Source organism: Pantoea sp. CTOTU49201, assembly GCF_032054795.1.
In the GTDB taxonomy this organism is placed as follows: Bacteria; Pseudomonadota; Gammaproteobacteria; order Enterobacterales; family Enterobacteriaceae; genus Pantoea; species Pantoea symbiotica.
In genome coordinates, this window is the sequence record NZ_DAMBSA010000005.1 from 1 (window position 1) to 20379 (window position 20379).

Genomic DNA, 20379 nt, shown 5'->3' on the forward strand with positions numbered 1-20379 from the left:
GACTCCCGCGCCGACTTCCTGCACATCGATATTATGGATGGTCACTACGTGAAAAATATCACGCTGTCGCCGTTCTTTATTGAGCAGATTCGCCCGTTCACCAAAGTGGCGCTGGATGTGCATTTGATGGTCGAGCAGCCCACTGATTTCATTGAAGTGATTGCCAAAGCGGGCGCGGATTACATCTGCCCGCACGCCGAAACCATCAACCGCGATGCGTTCCGGGTGATCAATATGATCCGCAGCTTCGGTAAGAAAGTTGGCGTGGTGCTCAACCCCGCGACGCCGGTCTCCTTTATCCATCACTACATTCATCTGGTGGATAAGATCACCGTGATGACGGTAGACCCAGGCTACGCCGGACAACCGTTTATTCCGGAAATGGTGCAGAAGGTACAAGAGCTGAAAGCGCTGAAGCAGGCCAACGGCTATAAATACCTGATTGAGATCGACGGTTCCTGCAACACCCGCACTTACAACACGCTGGTTGGCGCAGGCGCAGAAGTGCTGATTGTCGGCACTTCGGGCCTGTTCAATATCCATGACGATCTGGAAACCGCCTGGAATATGATGCGCGAAAGCATCGATGAGGCTCAGGGATTGGCGCAGGTATCCGCATGAAAAAATGCTGGCTCGGTATCGACATTGGCGGCACCGGCACACGTCTGCAGCTAATGGAAGCAGGCCGCGTTTGGTCGAGCTTCCGTAAAGTGCCGACGGCCAGCTGGGCGCAGCAACCTGATGCGCTTAGCGCGTTGGGCGAGTTAATCAGCGAAACGCTGGAGCAGCAGCCGGTGAGCGGCGTGATGCTCGGATTACCCGGCATTCTCAGCCGCGACCGCCAGCAGGTGATTTCGCTGCCGTTTATCCAGGCGCTGGATCAACAACCGGTTGCCGCGCTGCTCACCGAACGTCTTGGCGTGCCGGTAGCGATGGATAAAGATGTTAACCATCTGATGTTGTGGGATTTATTGCAGCTGGAGCAGCTGCCGGACAGCGCGGTGGGTTTGTATCCCGGCACCGGCATGGGCAACAGTTTGTGGATAAACGGTCAGTTTTATCATGGTCAGCATGGTGGCGCGGGCGAGCTTGGTCATGTGCCGATTACCGGCAACGATCTGCCCTGCCCGTGCGGCAATCGCGGCTGTGCGGAAACCGTCACTTCCGGCCATTGGCTAAGCCGCTGGGCGAGCGCTAACGTGCCAGAAACCAACATGTCGGCGCTGTTTAGCCAGCATCGCGAGCATCCGGAGCTACAGGCTTTTGTGCAACGGCTGGCGCAGTTGATTGCCACCGAGATGAATATCCTCGATCCGGAATACCTGATTCTCGGCGGCGGCGTGCTGGCGATGGCGGACTTCCCGCTGGCGCAGTTACGCAGCCAGATCCAGCAGCATCTTCGTCCACCCGCCACGCGCGACGGTTTGAAAATCGTGTTTAGTCAATCCACCGATCACACCGGTTGTCGCGGTGCCTGTTTAGCCGCCGAACGTCTGTTCAGGAGTGCATGATGAAAGGAAAAGTGTGTGTGTTTGGCTCGTTCAACCTCGACGTGGTCGCGGTGATGAACCGCTTTCCGATGCCGGGCGAATCGCTCACCGCCCATACCAGCATGATGGGACCGGGCGGCAAAGGCGCCAACCAGGCCACGGCCGCGCTGCGTGCCGGCGCGCGCGTGCACTATATCGGGAAGATTGGTAACGATGACTTCGGCATGTTTGCGCGCCGTCATCTGGAAAAGACCGGTTTCGATGCCATCACCTTGTTCACCTGCAAGGAGAAACCCACCGGCAACGCGCTGATTTACGTAGCCGGTGACGATGCCGAGAACATGATTTCGGTCTATCCCGGCGCGAACACCACGGTAACAGCCGCCGAAGTGACGCGCTGCCAACCCACCGTCGCCGCCGCCGATATTTTGCTGGTGCAGCTGGAGAATAATCTCAGCGCGATTCAGCGCATGATCGACAACGCGCGCGCTGGAGGCACCTTTGTAATTATGAATCCTGCGCCGTGGCAGAAAGTCACCGATGCGCTGCTGGCGAAAGTGGACTTGCTGACGCCGAACAGCACCGAAGCGATGCAGCTGACCGGCGTGAAGGTCACCGACTTCGCCAGCGCGCAGCAAGCGGCAGAAAAACTGCACCGCAAAGGCGCGCGTCAGGTGATTATTACTTTGGGGGTTTCCGGCGCGTTACTTTCGGTAGCCGAGCAGCCGCCGTTGCGTATTCCACTGTTTCCGGCGCAGCCGCTGGATACCACCGGCGCGGGCGATGCGTTTAATGGCGCACTGGCGGCACGGCTGGCTTCGGGCGATGAACTGCCGCAGGCGGCGCTGTTTGCTTCGGCTTATGCTTCGCTGTGCGTGGAGCGCTCCGGTGCGGCACACTCGATGCCCTCTTACGCCGAAGCGCTGGCGCGTTTGCAGGCGTATCCGGAGTGTGTGCCGGAGGCGTTGGGTGAGTTGGTTGAGGTTGTGCGGTTATTGGCCAGGTCGCCATAAATGGCGACCCTACGTAAAAACTACGGCTTCAACCAACCGGCGATCTGCGCATGTTGCAACAGCATAATGGCTTTACCGTCACGAATGCGGCCATCTTTCACCATCGCCAGCGCTTCCGGGAAACTCAGCTCCAGTACGGTAATCTCTTCATCCTCAACGCCACCGCCATTGTTGGCGCGCTGCGCATCGCTGTATTGCGCGGCGAAGAAGTGGATCAATTCGGTGACGCCGCCCGGTGACATGTAGACTTCGTAGAGTTTCTCCACCTTGCCCACCTGATAACCGGTCTCTTCAATCGCTTCTTTGCGAATACACTCTTCCGGCGAGTCATCATCCAGCAGCCCCGCGCAGGTCTCAATCAGCTCGCCGCTTTCGTTGCCATTCACATAGGTAGCTATACGGAACTGACGCACCAGCAGAACGCTATTTTTTTCAGTGTTATACAACAGGATGGTGGCGCCGTTACCGCGATCGTAAACTTCGCGCTTGTGACGCACGACTTCGCCGTTGTTGCGGGTGAGTTCGTAGGTGAAGTTGCGCAGCACAAACCAGTTTTCTGACAGCAACTTGTCTTTGATGATGTTGATCTTTAACGACATAACCGCTCCACTGCTAAATTGAGGGAGCCTGAGATGATAGGCCGAAGCGGTGGGGAAAACTATCTGAATTGTGAGGATAGAGGAGGTATAAAAAGGAGGTCGCCATAAATGGCGACCCTACGGGGGAAACAAGCTCGAACGTAGGGTTGCCATTTATGGCAACCGGTTCAAAAACCGTTTGGCTGGTCTTTCATATCCGGCAGATGGTGCGCGATGCCTTTGTGGCAATCGATACAGGTTTTCCCTTCCTCAATCGCTTTACTGTGCATCTTCGCGGCCACGGTTTTCTGCGCGGTGAAATCCATATAATCGAAGTTGTGGCAGTTACGACACTCCTGCGAATTGTTGTTTTTCATCCTGCGCCACTCGTTTTGCGCCAGCTCAATGCGGTGATCCTCGAACTTTTGCGGCGTATCGATGATGCCGAAAATCTTGGCATACACCTCTTTGCTCGCCTGGATCTTACGCAGCATTTTCGGGCCCCACTCGTGCGGCACGTGACAATCCGGACAGGTGGCGCGCACGCCGCTGCGGTTGTTGTAGTGCACCGTCTGCATATATTCCTGATAGACGTTATTGCGCATTTCATGGCAGCCGATACAGAACTGCTCGCGGTTGGTCATCTCCATCGCGGTGTTGAATCCGCCCCAGAAAATAATCCCGCCAGCAAAGCCCAGAATCAGCAAGGTGCCGAGCGCCAGACGACTTGGACGTCGCCACCAGCGCCAAATGCGCAGAAGTTTCTCTTTCATCATTTCCTCACTTACCGAAGCCGTCAGCCGGTTTGAAGGTGTTTTCCACCACCGGTTTGGCATCGGTTTGCGGTACGTGACACTGCAGGCAGAAGTAGCGGCGCGGTGACACGGTGCTGCTCACCAGACCATCGCGATCGGTGAAGTGCGTTGGGCTGACGCGCGGCGCGCCGGTGGTGAGGTAGCTCTGCGTGCCGTGACACTGCAGGCAACGGTTAACATTTTTCGTCACCTGATAGCCATCGACGCTGTGCGGGATCACCGGCGGCTGATTCACGTAGTTCAACGGCTTGCGGCTCTGCTCTTTAGGCTGATGAATAGTGCCCTGCTGCGTGGCCGTCACTTCCGGTGACTGGTTGAGATCGACGCCGTTATTGGCGTAAACCGTGCCGCCCAGCATCAGGGCGGCCAAAGTAACGAGTGTGATTAAGGGTTTCATTGCATCCTGCCTTAAATTTTAACCAGCTTGACGGCGCATTTTTTGTAATCGGTCTGCTTCGACAGCGGATCGGTGGCGTCCAGCGTGACGTTGTTGGCCAGCACGCCCGCATCAAAGAACGGCATAAATACCAGACCTTTTGGCGGCTGATTGCGACCGCGCGTTTCCACGGTGGCAAGGGTTTCGCCACGACGCGATACCACGCGGACCTTCTCGCCGCGACGGAAATTGCGCTCTTTGGCATCCAGCGGATGTATATAGAGTAGCGCCTGCGGCACCGCACGATGCAGTTCCGGCACGCGACGCGTCATGGTGCCGGTATGCCAGTGTTCCAGCACGCGACCGGTACAGAACCACAGGTCGTACTCTTCATCCGGCGATTCCGCTGGCGCTTCGTATGGCAGCGCGAAGATGGTGGCTTTGCCATCCGGCTTGCCGTAGAAACGCACGCCTTCACCGGCTTTGACGTAGCTGTCGTAACCTTCGCGATAGCGCCAGCGCGTCTCTTTGCCATCGACAACCGGCCAGCGCAAGCCGCGCGCCTGATGGTAAACATCGAACGGCGCGAGATCGTGGCCGTGACCGCGACCAAAGCTGGCGTACTCCTCGAACAAGCCTTTCTGGATGTAGAAGCCAAACTCGCGCGCTTCATCATTCAGTTGGTCATCTGCCACTTCACTCAGCGGGAACTGGTTGACCTGGCCATTGGCGTACAGCACATCAAACAGCGTTTTGTCGCGTAGCTCAGGATTCTGCGCCAGCAGCGCTTCTGGCCACACTTCAGCCACTTTGAAACGTTTGGAGAAGTTCACCAACTGCCACAGATCGGATTTCGCGTCGCCCGGCGCTTTCACCTGCTGATGCCAGAACTGGGTACGACGCTCGGCGTTGCCGTAGGCGCCCTCTTTTTCCACCCACATCGCGGTGGGCAGAATCAGGTCAGCTGACAAGGCGCTGACGGTGGGATAGGGATCGGAAACCACGATGAAGTTGCGCTCATCGCGCCAGCCCGGCATACGCTCCTGCGTCAGGTTCGGACCGGCCTGCATATTGTTGTTACACATCACCCAATAAGCGTTGAGCTTGCCATCTTTCAGCGCGCGATCCTGCGCCACGGCGTGCAAACCAATTTTGGCTGGCACCGTGCCTTGCGGCAGCTTCCACAGCTTCTCGGCGGTGGCGCGATGTTTGTCATTGTTGACCACCATATCCGCCGGTAAACGGTGGGCGAAAGTACCAACTTCACGCGCGGTGCCGCACGCCGACGGCTGGCCGGTGAGCGAGAACGGACCGGTGCCCGGACGCGAGATTTTGCCGGTCAACAAGTGCAGGTTGTAGCACAGGTTATTGGCCCACACGCCGCGCGTATGCTGGTTGAAGCCCATGGTCCAGTACGACACCACGTTCACTTTCGGGTCGGCATACAGTTCGGCGAGGGCGATCAGCTGATCTTTCTCCACGCCGCTCATGGCGCTGGTTTTTTCCACCGTGTACTCGGAAACAAACTTCGCAAACTCGTCGAAGCTCATTGGCGTGGATTCGCCGCTGTCCGGGTTCTTCGCCGCAGCCTGACGCGGATCGGTGGGACGCAAACCGTAACCGATGTCAGTCACGCCTTTGCGCAGCGTCACGTGGTTCTGCAGGAAGGTTTTATCGACCTTATTGTTCTGAATAATGTAGTTGGCGATGAAGTTGAGAATTACCAAATCGCTCTGCGGCGTGAACACTATCGCGTTATCGGCCAGCTCGAAGCTGCGATGACGATAGGTGGAAAGCACCGCCACTTTGACGTTGTCACTGCTGAGACGACGCGCGGTGATACGTGACCAGAGAATCGGGTGCATCTCCGCCATGTTCGAGCCCCACAGCACAAAGGCGTCGGCCTGCTCAATGTCGTCGTAGCAGCCCATCGGTTCGTCCATGCCGAAGGTACGCATAAAGCCCACCACTGCTGAAGCCATGCAGTGACGCGCATTGGGATCGAGATTGTTGGTGCGGAAACCGGCTTTCATCAGCTTGGAGGCCGCGTAACCTTCCCATACCGTCCACTGACCGGAACCGAACATGCCGACCGAATCCGGGCCGTTGGCTTTCAGCGCCGCTTTGAACTTCTCTTCCATGATGTCGAAGGCTTGATCCCAGCTGACCGGCGTGAACTCGCCCTCTTTGGCATATTTGCCATCGGTCATGCGCAGCAGCGGCTGGGTCAGACGATCTTTTCCATACATGATCTTCGGCAGGAAATAGCCTTTGATGCAGTTCAGACCACGGTTCACTTCTGCCTGCGGATCGCCCTGCGAAGCCACTACGCGGCCATCCTGGGTGCCGACCAGCACGCCACAGCCGGTGCCGCAGAATCGGCACGGCGCTTTTTCCCAGCGAATCGGCGCAGCCAGCGAGGTCGCGGCTTTAGTCACGGTGGGAATGGTGAGTCCTGCAGCCGTGGCAGCAGCAGCCGCCGCATTGGCCTTCATAAAATCACGACGACTTATACTCATGATGCTTCCTTACAAGGTTCTTCAATTTCGTCTTGCTGGTGATACACCAGCGATACCGCCAACACACCAGCGATGTTGCGGCTCTCTTCAATATTGCGCAGCAGCGCGGCGCTGTCTGCCGCTCCCAGCGTCACCGCCAGCGTGCCGCGCGCGGCGTCTTCGGCAGCGATATCGCAATCGGCAAAATCCAGCAGCGCACTTTTCACGGCGGGAATCGACGCCGGGCGCGCCTGAATCACCAGGCCGCAGACGTGCCAGCTGTGTTCATGGTTCATGATGTAATCCTGTGGCTGAGACCGGACAAGGCGCGATGCAGGCGCCGCAACCGGTGCAATGCTGCGGAAGGGTTTCAGGCTGTGCGATGCCGTTTGGCATCAAATGGAAACGGATGGCTTGCTGTTCACAACTCTCCTGACAGCTGCGGCAGTTCACGCCAAGAAAGGTGATACAGCGGTTGTCGATGCGAATGCGTTGCGGAAACGGTTCGGTTTCACGCGCGTGGAACAGCGGCTGCGGGCAAGCCTCTGCGCAGGCGGCGCAGAACGTACATTCACCCTGCAGAAAATCGAGGTGCGGTACTTCACCGGCAGCGAGACTGATGATGTGGGTTTCGCAGGCCGCCACGCATTTGCCGCAGCCATCACAACCGTTCTCTCCCCGCCACCACGGCAAAGCGATGCCGTCAGCAGACGCTACGCGCTGCCCGGTAAAGAGTTCACGTCGCGACAGCGCCATCGGTTCACCTTAAACGGGAGAAAGAGAGATGGTGCGTAAAATAACCTGACGCTAATGAGGGCTATATCACCCCAAAGGGGTAAATCCCGACGTGGGATCAAGTGAAGGGGAATTGAAATAAAAACGGGGGCCAAAAGGCCCCCGCAGATGAGAATCGCTGTGATTAGCGCGGTGAATCTTCCGCCAGCGTATCGTGATTCTCAGCATGATGTTCGTGCTCTTTCTGCGCTTCGGCATGGACGCGTTTGCGCACGCCAAACCAGCCCAGCACCAGAATCACGGCAATTAACGGAATTGAGGCAATGGTGTAGGTGCCGTTTGGATAGTCAAACGCCATCAACACCAGCACGCTCGCCAGGAACAGCAGCGTCAACCATGAAGTAAACGGCGCCCACGGCAGTTTGAAGCTGACATCGTCTGCCTTGCCTTCTTTAATCGCTTTGCGCAGACGCATCTGGCACACCACGATAAAGCCCCACGACGAAATGATGCCGAGCGAAGCAAAGTTCAGAACGATTTCAAATACCTGAGAAGGCACGTAGTAGTTGAGTACTACACCAAATATGTATACACCGATGGTCACCAAAATACCGGCATACGGCACCTGCTGTTTGCTCATCTTCGACATGAACTGCGGTGCAGAACCGCCCATCGACATCGAACGCAGGATACGACCGGTAGAATACAGGCCCGAGTTGAGGCTCGACAGCGCAGCGCTCAGCACCACGATGTTCATCACGCTACCGATGTAAGGCACGCCAAGTTTAGAGAAGAAGGTCACAAACGGACTTTGCCCCGCCTGATAGGCATTCCACGGCAGCAGGAGAACCAGCAGCACCACGGAACCGACGTAGAACAGGCCGATACGCCAGATCACGCTGTTGATGGCTTTCGGCAGCATGGTTTTGGGATCTTTACACTCGCCCGCCGCCGTACCGACCAGCTCAATTGAGGCGAAGGCGAACACTACGCCCTGCACCAACACCAGCGCTGGCAGCAAACCATGCGGGAAGAAGCCGCCGTTATCGGTGATCAAGTGGAATCCTGTGGTGTTGCCGTCGAGCGGCTTACCGCTTCCCAGGAATATCGTTCCCACAATCAAGAACGCCACTATCGCCAGCACTTTCACCAGTGCGAACCAGAACTCCATCTCGGCGAACCACTTCACGCCAATCATGTTCATGGTGCCGACAATCGCCAGCGCGCCCAGCGCAAACACCCACTGCGGCACATCGCCAAACGCGCCCCAATAGTGCATATAAAGCGCGACGGCGGTGATATCGACAATACCGGTCATCGCCCAGTTGACGAAGTACATCCAGCCCGCAACGTAAGACGCTTTTTCCCCAAGGAATTCACGCGCATAAGAAACAAAGCTGCCGCTGGAAGGACGGTGTAATACCAGTTCGCCCAACGCACGGAGGATAAAGAAGGAGAAGATACCGCACACCAGATAAACCAGCGCCAGTGCAGGACCGGCCATTTGCAGGCGCGCGCCAGCACCGAGGAACAGACCGGTACCGATAGCACCGCCGATGGCGATCATTTGTACCTGGCGGTTACCCATTGCTTTGTGGTAACCGCTGTCGTGCGAGTTGAGCCAGCGTCTTTTCGCAGCGCGTTGTTCGGCTGCGGTTTTTTTAGTTGATTTCATAGCTATCCTGTTTGTCCTGACCATCAATCACCGCCGAACCAAACGATTGCGTATGGCGGTGCGAAATGGGGTAAAAACCCGGTGTCACAGCGGCGGAACGATGTCGCGTGGCGGGCTGGGAATTTACGGCGATGAATCCTACCCGTTCTGCAAGAACGAAGCAAAAAATACCGCCAGGCTGCACAAGATGAATTGTAATAATCCGTCGCGGTGCACAAAAAAACCGGTCAGAGGGCTGACCGGTAAAGGGATGGCTACAGGGATAACTACTACTACAGGGATACTACTGGAGGGAATTAACGATAAATCTCTGCGGTGCCGCTCCACAGGCTGGAATCACCTGGAGTTTGTACACCAATAACGCGATAGCCGCTGGCACCTTCCTCCTGCGCTTTTTGCGACAGATGACGCGTTGCATCATCCAGCGTACCGCGCACGCCGCTGATGGAAACAGTGCCCGCGCTTTGCAGGTTTTGCGCTTGTGTGGCGCTTACGGGCTGGGCTGCCAGCGTCGAGAAACTTGCGGTGGCAAGCAGTGCAGCAGTCAGAACGGCATAACGTCTCTTCATGTGATGCTCCTGTTGTCTTCCGTTAAGGGTTACAGGACTCATTATCACGCAGGGAATGAAAACCAGGTTGAGCAAGCCGTAAAGGCGTTTAATAATTCGCCAGCGAAACGCGAGTTACTTAGGGAAAGGTAAAGAGAAAGGGTTTTATCTGTTAAAAGTAACCTGATGTGACGAGATCGAACTCGCCGTTACCGCACGGCTGCCCTATAATCCCCCGCTCTTACAAGGGTTATTACTGTGATTGTGAAACGTCCCGTTACTCGAACCATTGCCCGCGCACTCAGCGTGATTGTGCTGCTGTCGCTGTTGACCACCGGGCTGGCGCTGATGACGCTCTCCAGCAGCCTGCGCGATGCCGAAGCGGTGAATGTCGCCGGATCGCTGCGCATGCAGATTTACCGCCTGGCGTGGGACAGCACGCGCGATCCGCAGCAGCTGGAACATCACATTCAACTCTACCGGCAAACGCTGGAATCCCCGGCACTACAACATCTGGAGCGCGCGTGGGTGCCGCTTGAAGTGAGTAGCCGCTATCGCTATTTGCGCGACAGCTGGCCGATGTTGCAGGAGACATTACAGCCCGAGCGGGCGCAAATCTACCAGCAACGTGTCGCAGGCTACGTCAGCGAAATCGACCGCTTCGTGCTGGCATTGCAGCATTACGCTGAACTGAAAATGCATCTGGTGGCCGCCAGCAGCCTGTTTGGTTTTCTGGCGATTGTAGCGCTGGCGCTGTGGACGATTCGCTTTATTCGCCGCAACGTCGTGCGACCGCTCAACGCGCTGGTGACCGCCAGCCAATATGTTGAGCAGGCGAATTTCGCTTTTCCACCGCTGCCGGTGCAACAGCCGAATGAATTGGGCGTACTGGCGCAGGCTTTTACTACCATGGCGGAACGGCTGCATTCGCACTATCGCCTGCTGGAGTGCGCGGTGCGCGATAAAACCGAAGATCTCACGCAGGCCAATCGCACGCTTTCCCTGCTGTATGAAAGCTCACAAATTCTCACCAGCAGCCCACCCAATCCCGAACTGTTTCAGGGATTGCTGCGTCTGGTGCAGCGGCGTGAAGCATTAACGGTGCTGAAAATTGTCAGCGAGGGGATTGAGTTTCAGGCCGGTGTGGCGGCGGATGATTTAAGTTGGCAGCGTTTGCCGTTAATGCAGGAAGAGCAGCGGCTGGGGGAGCTGTGCTGGCAAACCCGCCGTGCACCGCCCGCCGACGAACTGATGCAAAGCCTGGCGAACATGCTGGCACGCGCGCTGTGGATTTGGCAGACGCAAAAGCAGTATCAGCAGATGCTATTAATAGAAGAGCGCGCCATCATTGCGCGTGAATTGCACGATTCGCTGGCGCAGTCGCTCTCTTTCCTGCGCATCCAGCTGGCGCTGCTGCGGCGTAATGTCGATGAGTCACAACCGCAGGCGCTGGCGATTATCGCTGACTTTGATCGCGCGCTGGCCGAAGCCTATCAGCAGCTGCGCGAGCTGCTGACCACGTTCCGCCTGACCATCGAACAGGCCGATTTGGTACAGGCGATGCAGGCGATGATTGCGCCGCTGCAGGAGCAATCGCAGGCGGCCATCGACTTCGATTATCAGCCCGGCTTGCAGATGCTGGATGCCCAGCAGCAAGTGCATGTGCTGCAGATTGCGCGTGAAGCGCTGCTCAACGCGATTCGTCATGCGCAGGCGCAGAATATTCAGATTCATTATCAGCGTGTCGCTGATGAGGACCATCTGCTGACAATTGAAGACGATGGCTGCGGCATCAGTAGCCTCGAAGAGCCGCCGGGACATTATGGATTAACGATTATGGCGGAGCGTGCCGCGCGCTTATCCGGCACGCTGATGATTACCCCGCAGGCGCAAGGCACGCGCGTGACGCTGCGTTTTCCGCCGCGCCCGGCGCATCGGCTGAGTTAACAATGAGCATGAGGTCGCCATGAATGGCGACCCTACGAGATTAAAAACTGGAGAGATTATGGCTAACCCTTCCCTGACAATTATGATCGTTGACGATCATCCGCTGATGCGTCGTGGTATTCGCCAGTTGCTGGCGCTGGAGCCACGGCTGGAAGTGGTGGCCGAAGCCAATAACGGCACCGAAGCGCTGGCCGAAGCGCGCCGGTTGTCGCCGGATGTCATCCTGCTGGATCTCAACATGAAAGGTATGTCCGGGCTGGATACGCTGAAAGCGCTGCGCAATGAAGGCATCGCCGCACGCATTTTGGTGCTGACGGTTTCCGATGCGCGCAATGATATCTACGCGATGGTGGATGCTGGCGCCGACGGCTATTTGCTGAAAGACAGCGAGCCTGAACTGCTGCTGGCGCAGGTGATGCGCGGTGCGAAAGGTGAAAACGTGTTTAGCGATGCGGTGGCCGATTATCTTGCGACGCGTCAGCCAACGTCGAATCCGTTCAAACAGCTGACGGAACGCGAGCTGGATGTGCTGCAGGAAGTGGCGCGCGGATTATCAAATAAGGAGATCGCCGCCACCTTGCACATCTCCGAAGAGACGGTAAAAGTGCACATTCGCAACCTGCTGCGCAAGCTGGATGTCCGTTCGCGCGTTGCCGCGACGGTGCTGTGGCTGGAGAGCCGACATGTGTAATCGCGCACATAAAGTCGTCACTACATTCACACTTTCTCCATAATTTACTCACGATTCTCTAATTTGCTCAGCGTAAAGTACTATCAGCAGGCGTTTTCGTTAGAGGACCTTGCACTCCGCCAGCGTGACGCCATCCGCGCATCGCGCTCATCATAATAAAAGTAAAAAATACGCAGTTGAGGAGTGTCGGTTACATGTCGAATTTTTTTATCGACCGCCCCATTTTTGCCTGGGTTCTGTCTATTTTGCTCTGCCTGTGCGGCACGCTGGCGATCATCTCGCTACCGATTGAACAATATCCCGACCTCGCGCCACCCAACGTGCGTATCACCGCCAACTATCCCGGCGCATCCGCAGAAACGCTGGAAAACACCGTTACGCAAGTTATCGAACAGAACATGACCGGCATCGATAATTTGATGTACATGTCCTCCAACAGCAGCAACACCGGCCAGGCTCAAATCACCCTCACCTTCACCGCCGGCACCAATCCCGACGAAGCGCGTCAGCAGGTACAAAACCAGCTGCAGAGTGCGCTACGCAAACTGCCCGCAGCGGTACAGTCACAAGGCGTGACGGTGAATAAAACCGGTGATAGCAATATCCTGATGATTGCCTTCGTCTCCACCGACGGAAGTATGGACAAACAGGATATTTCAGATTATGTCGCCAGTAACATTCAGGATCCGCTCAGCCGTATCGATGGCGTCGGCCAGGTTGATGCTTACGGCTCGCAATATGCGATGCGCATCTGGCTCGATCCCAACAAATTGATTGCCTACGCGCTGACCACCGAAGACGTGGTGAGCGCGATTGAATCGCAGAACGCGCAGGTGGCGGTGGGCCAGGTCGGCGGATTGCCGTCGGTGGACAAGCAAGCGCTCAACGCCACGGTAAATGCGCAGTCGATGCTGCAAACACCTGAGCAGTTCAAAGCGGTGACGCTGAAAACCAATAGCGACGGCTCGGTAGTGACGCTCGGCGATGTGGCGGATGTGGCGATGGGCGCGGAAAAATATGACTTCCTCAGCCGCTACAATGGTCAGGCGGCATCGGGACTCGGCATTAAGCTGGCTTCCGGTGCTAATGAGATGAACACCGACAAACTGGTGCGCGCGCGCATTGCTGAGCTTTCGCACTACTTCCCGCACGGGCTGGAAGCCAAAGTCGCCTATGAAACCACGCCGTTCGTTAAGGCCTCGATTAAAGACGTGGTGAAAACCCTGCTGGAAGCGATCCTGCTGGTGTTTCTGGTGATGTATCTGTTCCTGCAAAACTTCCGCGCCACGCTGATTCCAACCATCGCAGTGCCGGTGGTGCTGCTCGGCACTTTTGCGGTGCTCTACGCCTTTGGTTACAGCATCAACACTCTAACGATGTTCGCCATGGTGCTCGCCATCGGTTTGCTGGTGGATGACGCCATCGTGGTGGTGGAAAACGTCGAGCGCATCATGAGCGAGGAAGGTTTGTCGCCGCGCGCCGCCACGCGTAAATCGATGGGGCAGATTCAGGGCGCACTGGTTGGCATTGCGCTGGTGCTGTCGGCGGTGTTTGTGCCGATGGCGTTCTTTGGCGGCACCGTCGGCGCCATCTATCGCCAGTTCTCGATCACGATCGTTTCGGCGATGGTGCTGTCGGTATTGGTGGCGATGATTCTGACGCCCGCGCTCTGTTCCACGCTGCTGAAACCGCTGGAGCAAGGTCATCATCACGGCCGCCGTGGCTTTTTCGGCTGGTTTAACCGCACCTTCAACGCCAGCGCGGAACGCTATGAGCGCGGCGTCGCCAAAATTCTGCGCAAAGGCGGCCGCTGGCTGCTGCTCTATCTCGCCATTATCGGCCTGATGGCGTTCCTGTTTATCCGCCTGCCCACCTCGTTCCTGCCGCTGGAAGATCGCGGCGTGTTCCTGACGCAGGTGCAATTACCTGCCGGTGCAACGCTGGAGCAAACCTCGAACGTGGTGGCGAAGGTCGAGAACTACTACATGACCCAGGAGAAAGACAATGTGGTCTCGGTGTTCTCCACCATCGGTGCGGGTCCCGGCGGGAACGGCCAGAACGTGGCGCGCCTGTTCGTTCGTTTGAAAGATTGGGAAGAGCGTCCAGGCAGCGATCGCACCTCTTTCGCCATCATCGAGCGCGCGACAAAAGCCTTCCACAAAATCAACGAAGCGCGCGTCATCGCCAGCAGTCCGCCAGCGATTACCGGCATGGGCAGTTCGTCGGGCTTCGATATGGAGTTGCAGGATCACGGCGGCATCGGCCACACGCAGTTGATGGCGATGCGCGATAAGTTGCTCGAGCTGGCTAACAGTAATCCGGCGCTGTCGCGCGTGCGTCACAACGGCCTCGACGACAGCCCGCAGTTGCAGATTGATGTCGATCAGCGCAAAGCGCAGGCGCTTGGCGTGTCGCTGGATACCATTAATGACACCTTAACCACCGCGTGGGGCTCGACCTACGTCAATGACTTCCTCGATCGCGGCCGCGTGAAGAAAGTCTACGTGCAGGCAGCAGCAGAGTTCCGCATGCTGCCGGAAGACGTCAACAAGTGGTATGTGCGTAACAGCAGCGGCGGCATGGTGCCCTTCTCCGCCTTCGCCACCAGCCACTGGCAAACCGGTTCACCGCGCCTTGAACGTTACAACGGTTACTCCGCGCTGGAGATTGTCGGTGAAGCGGCGAACGGCGTCAGTAGCGGTACAGCGATGGACGTGATGGAAAAACTGGTTGGGCAGCTGCCGCTCGGCGTCGGCTTCCAGTGGACCGGCGCATCCTATCAGGAACGCTTGTCCGGTTCGCAGGCGCCCGCGCTGTATGCGATTTCGCTGCTGGTGGTGTTCCTGTGTCTGGCAGCGCTGTATGAGAGCTGGTCGATTCCGTTCTCGGTGATGCTGGTGGTACCGCTCGGCGTGGTCGGTGCGTTGGTGGCAACCTGGATGCGCGGGCTGGAGAACGATGTCTATTTCCAGGTGGGCTTGCTTACGGTGATCGGCTTGTCGGCGAAGAATGCCATTTTGATTGTGGAGTTCGCCAATGAGATCAACAGCAAAGGCCGCGAACTGATGGAGTCGACGCTGGAAGCGTCACGTCAGCGCTTGCGTCCGATCCTGATGACTTCGCTGGCGTTTATTTTCGGCGTGCTGCCGATGGCCATCAGCAGCGGCGCCGGTTCCGGCAGCCAGCACGCAGTGGGTACCGGCGTAATGGGCGGGATGATTTCCGCTACCGTGCTGGCGATTTTCTTTGTGCCGCTGTTCTTTGTGGTGGTGCGCCGCCGCTTCCCGCTGAAAGAGAAGCCGCACGATTAAGCATATTATTCCGCTGCGTGTATTTATTCGGTCGCCATGAATGGCGACCCTACATCCATGCATACTTCCCCCGTAGGGGCGCCATTTATGGCGACCGTACAAAAAAAGCCGCCATGAACGTCATGGCGGCTTTATTGTTGTGTGTGGTAAGAATTACAGCAAGTTGGGAAATGCCCTGCTTTTCTCTTCACGCGTTACTTGTTACGTAACATCGCTTCGATGAATTCTTTCCAGTTTCCCATTTCGGTGTCGACCATAAAAATCCTCTCTTATTGTAGCGGCAATTCTACGCCGTTTTTTTCTACAGGTGAATACGCTTCCACCTGTTATCACTATCGGCAAAAGCGTCGAAAAGCTGCAATCTGTTGAAATTGCGTACTGACGCACATTTCAGCAACTCTATAATGCGTCAGGAAAAATGCCTGACTTAAATCGCGTAGCAGAAAATGGCGATTAGGATAATCCTTAGTGGCTTAATGATGTCACAAGCAATTATTGGATGACTAAGTGAAAGCGCTTCCCGGCCCTAAGTAATAAAATTTATAACGGCAAAATGGTCATGAAAAATACCTGAATCAGGCAGGCTTTCGCCGTCAGCGCTCACAGCCCTTAGAGCGCTGTGGTAAACTCGCGCTTTATTTTTTACTAAACGGGAATAAGCGATGACAGCGCAGTGGGTGATGTACGGAATTAAAAATTGCGACACGATTAAAAAAGCACGCAACTATTTAGCGTCTTCCGGTATCGACTACTGTTTTCATGACTATCGCGTGGATGGCATTGATGACGCGCTGCTGCAATCGTTTATCGATCAACTCGGTTATGAGGCGCTGCTCAACACGCGCGGAACCACGTGGCGCAAGCTGCCGGAAGCCGAACGCGACGCGGTAAACGATGCCGCCAGCGCCAAAGCAGTGATGCTGGCGCAGCCTGCCATCATCAAGCGTCCGGTGTTAGCCGCGCCGAATGGCGATCTGCTGGTCGGCTTCAAAGATTCCCTTTATTCCGCCTTTATCCAGGAGAAGTCATAACATGTTCTGTCCGGTTATTGAGCTGGCTCAGCAGCTTATCCGTCGCCCGTCTCTCAGCCCGGATGATGCCGGTTGTCAGGCGCTGCTGATTGCGCGTCTGGAAGCCATCGGCTTCACCGTTGAGCCGATGCACATTGGCGATACGCTGAACTTTTGGGCGACGCGCGGCCAGGGCGAAACGCTGGCGTTTGCCGGTCATACCGATGTGGTGCCGCCGGGTGACGCCAACCGCTGGATCAGCCCGCCGTTCGAACCAAGCATCCGCGATGGCATGCTGTTTGGGCGCGGTGCCGCCGACATGAAAGGCTCGCTGGCAGCGATGGTGGTGGCAGCGGAACGCTTTGTTGCCGCTAATCCGCAGCATAAAGGTCGTCTGGCGTTTCTGATTACCTCCGATGAAGAAGCCAGCGCGGTTAACGGCACGGTGAAAGTGGTCGAACGCCTGATGGCGCGCAACGAACGCATGGATTATTGCCTGGTCGGCGAACCGTCGAGCACCGAGATTGTTGGTGACGTGGTGAAGAATGGCCGTCGCGGCTCGATGACCGCTAATCTCACCATTCATGGCGTGCAGGGCCACGTGGCCTATCCGCATCTGGCGGATAATCCGGTGCATCGCGCCATGCCGGCGCTGAATGAGCTGGTGGAAACCGTGTGGGATGAAGGCAATGAATTCTTCCCGCCGACCAGCATGCAGATCGCTAACGTGCAGGCCGGCACTGGCAGCAACAACGTGATTCCTGGCGAATTCTTTGTGCAGTTCAACTTCCGTTTCAGCACCCAATTGACCGATCAGATGATCAAAGATCGCGTGGCGCAACTGCTCGATCGCCATCAGCTGCGCTACACGCTGGAGTGGAATGTTTCCGGTCAGCCGTTCCTGACGTCACGCGGTAAGCTGGTGGATGCCGTAGTAAACGCTGTGGCGCACTATAATGAGATTAAGCCGCAGTTGCTGACGACCGGCGGCACCTCCGATGGGCGTTTTATCGCGCGCATGGGTGCGCAGGTGGTGGAACTGGGCCCGGTGAACGCCACCATTCATAAGATCAATGAGTGCGTGAAAGCGTCAGATTTGCAGATGCTGAGCCGTATGTATCAGCGCATCATGGAACAGCTGATCGCCTAAGCGCGCAGAAGGAGAAAGGGGATGGAATTCTTTAAAGAGTACTGGTGGATCCTGGTGATCCTGCTGATGGTTGGTATTTTGATGAACGTTTACAAAGACCTAAAACGTATCGATCATAAAAAATTCATGGATAACAAACCGACGTTGCCGCCGCATCGTGATTTCAACGATAAATGGGATGACGAAGACGACTGGCCGAAAAAGAAATAATCTCCATATCGCTAACGGCGCGAAAATCGCGCCGTTACGCTTTCTGCTAAATCATCATCACCACATCATCATCGCCCGGCTTGGCACCGCTTAGCGCCTCATCGAAGTAACGACGCGGCACGGTATAACGCAGATGATTCAGCGCCAGCTCCATGCTGCGATCGTTAATGGCGTGCGGTAAATCTTCCACCACATCCAGCGTGACATCGCCGCCCAAGGACATCAGACGTTGCTTCGCCTCTTCGGCGCGTTGCAGCGGGATCTGTTCGTCGTAATCACCATGAATCAGATGAATGGTGTTACGCGTACTGGCCCGCAGCGGCAGCGTGGCATAGCGACCGCTGAACACAATCGCGCGTCCGGCTAAATCCGGCTGCGCTTTTATGCCTTCCAGCACCATGATGCCGCCCTGTGAAAAGCCCACCAGCGCCGTAGCTTCGGCACGCACGCCGCTCTCCTGCTGCCAGTGACGCACCGATCCCACGAATTCTGGCATGATCGCATCCACGCCCTGCTGTTCCGAACGGTCATGTGGCGGAATATCGGCAAACCACTGACGTCCTAGCGGCACGCTGCCCGCGTAAGGTGCGCCAACCGACACCACCAGCGCCTGCGGGAACGCTTTCGCGAACCAGCTGCCAATCTGCGCCATCGAATCCGGGTTGTCGTTGATGCCGTGATACAGCAGGAACAGCTGCGCTGCACTGCTGGGTTGCTGGACAATTACATATCGTAGTGCCATAAGATCCTCCTCAAATCACTATACGCCGCTGCTGGCACAGAGATATCGGGAAAATTTGAACGAGATAATGGATTTATTGCAATGAACGCAGCCGCTGCGCGGCATCGGGATTGAGGTGAATCAGTGCTGCGGCTGCTTCCGATCGCAGCTGGTTTATCAAGGCTTTACGCCCGCTGAGACCGGCAACTTGCGCGGCTTGGGTTAGCGTCTGTTTTTGCAGCAGGATGGCATTCAACAGCGGTGAAGGAGATTGGCGCACCAGCCGCTGTAGCGCCGCGTAACTGGCTTCAAACGGGCGCTGCGCCCAGGCAAAACCGGCTAACAACGCCCAATCATCGTCGTTGAGTTGCTGGCTGGCATTGTTTGCCAGCGCTAACGGCAGTTCGATGATATCTTGCAGCCACGGCCAATCACGCGCCAGCCGCTGCGCTGCCTGCTGTTGTAGAACTTCACCTTCCGCAGATGTTGCCAGCATCGCCATCGCCGCATAGCAACCGCTGCTTGCTTCGCGCTGCGAGCCAATACGCACCAGCGTAAAACCGCAGGCACGCCAGAAGTGCCACAAGGATTCGGTGTAGCCGAAACTTACGGAGAGATAATCACAGCCCTGCGCCTGCTGACGTGCGGTGGCCACCAATGCTTTGCCAATCCCACGCTGACGCTGTGACGCCTGCACCGCAATTCGGCTAATGCGCTGTGAGCGCAGCGTCGCCGCCTGCGCGAAACCGGCATGGGCCGCCAGCGATTGTGCCACCAGATTACCGCGCGGCCGACGATAACCGGCCCACACCGCTTCGGCCAATGGCTGATCCAATCCGCCCTCTTCCACCAGCCACAGCGCGCCAGTTACCTGATCGGCTTCACCTGCCAACCAAAAGCGCATGCCGGGCGCATCCAGCATGCGCCGTAAATCCAGTGGCGATGTGCGATAGTGCGCGCTGGCAAGCAAGCGATATCCCGCCTCAAGCGCCTGGAGATTGTGTTCTGGTGTGGCTGGATAAATCGCGATCTCACCGCTTATATTGCTCTCCTGCGCATCTTCAAACAGCAATGCCTGGCTGAGCCACTGTTCCAGCGGATCGTTTGGCGACCAGCGCAACGGCTCGTCGAGCTGGAAGAGGCGCACATCCGGCAAGGTGGCGCAAAAGCGCAGCATAAAACCGCGTCCGGTGCCTTCGTAACCTTGCACGGTGGTAATAAGGAGCACGCGCGGGAAACGTTGCACCAGTTGCTGCAGGATCGGCGCGGGAATGGCGGCAGCTTCATCAACAATCAGCCACTGCGCCTGAGGCGGCGCTTCTTGTGCAAGGATGGCATCAGGCGCCATGAAACTGAAATGCTCACCGGCAAACTCTGCCAGCACCGCCGTGGAGACTTTGGCTGGCGCCGTGACTAAACAGTGTTGATTGCGCTGCGCCAGCATGCCGGCCAACGCGGATTTGCCGCGACCGCGCGCGGCAGTGATCACTGCAACGCCTTGCGGCATCGCTTCAAGCTGTTCGAGGATTTGCGCCTGCTGCTGCGGTGCCTGACAGCGCCAGTCAGGCAGATGCGTTTCAACAGGATAACGCACAGCTTGATGCTGACGTT

The 20379-nt window shown here is 56.8% G+C and carries 20 protein-coding genes; 9 read left to right on the forward strand and 11 right to left on the reverse strand.

The genetic code is table 11. From position 1 onward, the window contains the following. The 3 genes from alsE to RTY00_RS00735 all read left to right on the forward strand — a co-directional run. Positions 1 to 621, forward strand: a 621-nt coding sequence (alsE, locus tag RTY00_RS00725) for a D-allulose 6-phosphate 3-epimerase (RefSeq protein WP_312663106.1), incomplete at its 5' end; no start/stop codon positions are given. Continuing rightward, positions 618 to 1511, forward strand: coding sequence for an allose kinase (gene alsK / locus RTY00_RS00730; protein WP_312663107.1), 894 nt, complete (start codon positions 618 to 620; stop codon positions 1509 to 1511). The genes alsE and alsK, both read left to right, overlap by 4 nt. Continuing rightward, positions 1511 to 2503: a ribokinase gene (locus tag RTY00_RS00735; RefSeq protein ID WP_312663108.1), complete on the forward strand. Its 993-nt coding sequence runs from the start codon at positions 1511 to 1513 to the stop codon at positions 2501 to 2503. Before alsK ends, RTY00_RS00735 begins: the two co-directional genes overlap by 1 nt. Positions 2504 to 2523: 20 nt before the next feature. Here RTY00_RS00735 and nudK read toward each other — a convergent pair whose 3' ends face one another. From nudK to RTY00_RS00775, 8 genes are all read right to left on the reverse strand, one after another. Further along, entirely contained in the window at positions 2524 to 3102 is a 579-nt protein-coding gene (gene nudK / locus RTY00_RS00740) for a GDP-mannose pyrophosphatase NudK (RefSeq protein ID WP_061717931.1), read from the reverse strand. A gap of 167 nt (positions 3103 to 3269) precedes the next feature. Next, positions 3270 to 3854 (reverse strand): cytochrome c-type protein NapC, encoded by a 585-nt coding sequence (gene napC / locus RTY00_RS00745; protein WP_008107860.1) that lies wholly within the window; start codon positions 3852 to 3854, stop codon positions 3270 to 3272. Between the two features lie 7 nt (positions 3855 to 3861). Beyond that, positions 3862 to 4293 carry a nitrate reductase cytochrome c-type subunit gene (gene napB, locus RTY00_RS00750; protein WP_007890846.1) on the reverse strand — a complete coding sequence of 144 codons (432 nt, stop codon included), beginning with the start codon at positions 4291 to 4293 and terminating at the stop codon, positions 3862 to 3864. A gap of 11 nt (positions 4294 to 4304) precedes the next feature. Next, a complete protein-coding gene (gene napA / locus RTY00_RS00755; protein WP_312663109.1) occupies positions 4305 to 6791 on the reverse strand; it encodes a nitrate reductase catalytic subunit NapA in 2487 nt (828 codons plus the stop codon). Then, on the reverse strand, positions 6788 to 7066 hold the full coding sequence (locus RTY00_RS00760; protein ID WP_312663110.1) for a chaperone NapD: 279 nt from the start codon (positions 7064 to 7066) through the stop codon (positions 6788 to 6790). Before RTY00_RS00760 ends, napA begins: the two co-directional genes overlap by 4 nt. Continuing rightward, positions 7056 to 7526 (reverse strand): ferredoxin-type protein NapF, encoded by a 471-nt coding sequence (gene napF / locus RTY00_RS00765; RefSeq protein WP_312663111.1) that lies wholly within the window; start codon positions 7524 to 7526, stop codon positions 7056 to 7058. Before napF ends, RTY00_RS00760 begins: the two co-directional genes overlap by 11 nt. 163 nt (positions 7527 to 7689) lie before the next feature. Continuing rightward, the gene (gene ansP, locus RTY00_RS00770) at positions 7690 to 9180 is read right to left on the reverse strand and encodes an L-asparagine permease (RefSeq protein WP_008107869.1); all 1491 of its coding nucleotides are present in this window, start codon (positions 9178 to 9180) and stop codon (positions 7690 to 7692) included. 296 nt (positions 9181 to 9476) lie between these two features. Next, positions 9477 to 9749: a YdgH/BhsA/McbA-like domain containing protein gene (locus tag RTY00_RS00775; RefSeq protein WP_008107875.1), complete on the reverse strand. Its 273-nt coding sequence runs from the start codon at positions 9747 to 9749 to the stop codon at positions 9477 to 9479. A 237-nt stretch (positions 9750 to 9986) separates the two neighbouring features. Here RTY00_RS00775 and narQ point away from each other — a divergent pair, with 237 nt between their 5' ends. The 3 genes from narQ (at position 9987) to acrD (ending at position 15677) form a co-directional block, all read left to right on the forward strand. Further along, positions 9987 to 11675: a nitrate/nitrite two-component system sensor histidine kinase NarQ gene (gene narQ, locus RTY00_RS00780; protein WP_312663112.1), complete on the forward strand. Its 1689-nt coding sequence runs from the start codon at positions 9987 to 9989 to the stop codon at positions 11673 to 11675. A gap of 58 nt (positions 11676 to 11733) precedes the next feature. Next, a complete protein-coding gene (locus RTY00_RS00785) occupies positions 11734 to 12366 on the forward strand; it encodes a response regulator (protein WP_008108375.1) in 633 nt (210 codons plus the stop codon). 194 nt (positions 12367 to 12560) lie between these two features. Next, positions 12561 to 15677: a multidrug efflux RND transporter permease AcrD gene (acrD, locus tag RTY00_RS00790; protein ID WP_312663113.1), complete on the forward strand. Its 3117-nt coding sequence runs from the start codon at positions 12561 to 12563 to the stop codon at positions 15675 to 15677. Between the two features lie 194 nt (positions 15678 to 15871). On the opposite strand, the gene ypfM is transcribed toward acrD, so the two are convergent. Continuing rightward, positions 15872 to 15934, reverse strand: coding sequence for a protein YpfM (ypfM, locus tag RTY00_RS24680; protein ID WP_139221414.1), 63 nt, complete (start codon positions 15932 to 15934; stop codon positions 15872 to 15874). Positions 15935 to 16339: 405 nt separating this feature from the next. On the opposite strand from ypfM, the gene RTY00_RS00795 reads away from it, so the two are divergent. Genes RTY00_RS00795 through RTY00_RS00805 form a run of 3 tightly spaced genes read left to right on the forward strand, consistent with a single transcriptional unit; the run spans position 16340 to position 18047 of the window. Further along, positions 16340 to 16708: an ArsC family reductase gene (locus RTY00_RS00795; RefSeq protein WP_154181591.1), complete on the forward strand. Its 369-nt coding sequence runs from the start codon at positions 16340 to 16342 to the stop codon at positions 16706 to 16708. A gap of 1 nt (position 16709) precedes the next feature. Continuing rightward, entirely contained in the window at positions 16710 to 17837 is a 1128-nt protein-coding gene (gene dapE / locus RTY00_RS00800; RefSeq protein WP_091003710.1) for a succinyl-diaminopimelate desuccinylase, read from the forward strand. A 21-nt stretch (positions 17838 to 17858) separates the two neighbouring features. Beyond that, positions 17859 to 18047: a YpfN family protein gene (locus RTY00_RS00805; protein ID WP_008108368.1), complete on the forward strand. Its 189-nt coding sequence runs from the start codon at positions 17859 to 17861 to the stop codon at positions 18045 to 18047. A 46-nt stretch (positions 18048 to 18093) separates the two neighbouring features. On the opposite strand, the gene ypfH is transcribed toward RTY00_RS00805, so the two are convergent. Both ypfH and RTY00_RS00815 read right to left on the reverse strand, forming a co-directional pair. Beyond that, positions 18094 to 18789 (reverse strand): esterase, encoded by a 696-nt coding sequence (gene ypfH / locus RTY00_RS00810; protein WP_312663114.1) that lies wholly within the window; start codon positions 18787 to 18789, stop codon positions 18094 to 18096. Positions 18790 to 18862: 73 nt separating this feature from the next. Next, positions 18863 to 20379, reverse strand: a 1517-nt coding sequence (locus RTY00_RS00815) for a GNAT family N-acetyltransferase (protein ID WP_312663115.1), incomplete at its 5' end; no start/stop codon positions are given.

Coding starts and splice junctions, on each gene's coding strand:
- ansP (WP_008107869.1), bottom strand. CDS start 9,180: ATGAAATCAACTAAAAAAACCGCAGCCGAACAACGCGCTGCGAAAAGA.
- RTY00_RS00735 (WP_312663108.1), top strand. CDS start 1,511: ATGAAAGGAAAAGTGTGTGTGTTTGGCTCGTTCAACCTCGACGTGGTC.
- RTY00_RS00785 (WP_008108375.1), top strand. CDS start 11,734: ATGGCTAACCCTTCCCTGACAATTATGATCGTTGACGATCATCCGCTG.
- alsK (WP_312663107.1), top strand. CDS start 618: ATGAAAAAATGCTGGCTCGGTATCGACATTGGCGGCACCGGCACACGT.
- RTY00_RS00775 (WP_008107875.1), bottom strand. CDS start 9,749: ATGAAGAGACGTTATGCCGTTCTGACTGCTGCACTGCTTGCCACCGCA.
- nudK (WP_061717931.1), bottom strand. CDS start 3,102: ATGTCGTTAAAGATCAACATCATCAAAGACAAGTTGCTGTCAGAAAAC.
- napB (WP_007890846.1), bottom strand. CDS start 4,293: ATGAAACCCTTAATCACACTCGTTACTTTGGCCGCCCTGATGCTGGGC.
- napF (WP_312663111.1), bottom strand. CDS start 7,526: ATGGCGCTGTCGCGACGTGAACTCTTTACCGGGCAGCGCGTAGCGTCT.
- napC (WP_008107860.1), bottom strand. CDS start 3,854: ATGAAAGAGAAACTTCTGCGCATTTGGCGCTGGTGGCGACGTCCAAGT.
- dapE (WP_091003710.1), top strand. CDS start 16,710: ATGTTCTGTCCGGTTATTGAGCTGGCTCAGCAGCTTATCCGTCGCCCG.
- napA (WP_312663109.1), bottom strand. CDS start 6,791: ATGAGTATAAGTCGTCGTGATTTTATGAAGGCCAATGCGGCGGCTGCT.
- ypfH (WP_312663114.1), bottom strand. CDS start 18,789: ATGGCACTACGATATGTAATTGTCCAGCAACCCAGCAGTGCAGCGCAG.
- acrD (WP_312663113.1), top strand. CDS start 12,561: ATGTCGAATTTTTTTATCGACCGCCCCATTTTTGCCTGGGTTCTGTCT.
- RTY00_RS00795 (WP_154181591.1), top strand. CDS start 16,340: ATGACAGCGCAGTGGGTGATGTACGGAATTAAAAATTGCGACACGATT.
- RTY00_RS00760 (WP_312663110.1), bottom strand. CDS start 7,066: ATGAACCATGAACACAGCTGGCACGTCTGCGGCCTGGTGATTCAGGCG.
- RTY00_RS00805 (WP_008108368.1), top strand. CDS start 17,859: ATGGAATTCTTTAAAGAGTACTGGTGGATCCTGGTGATCCTGCTGATG.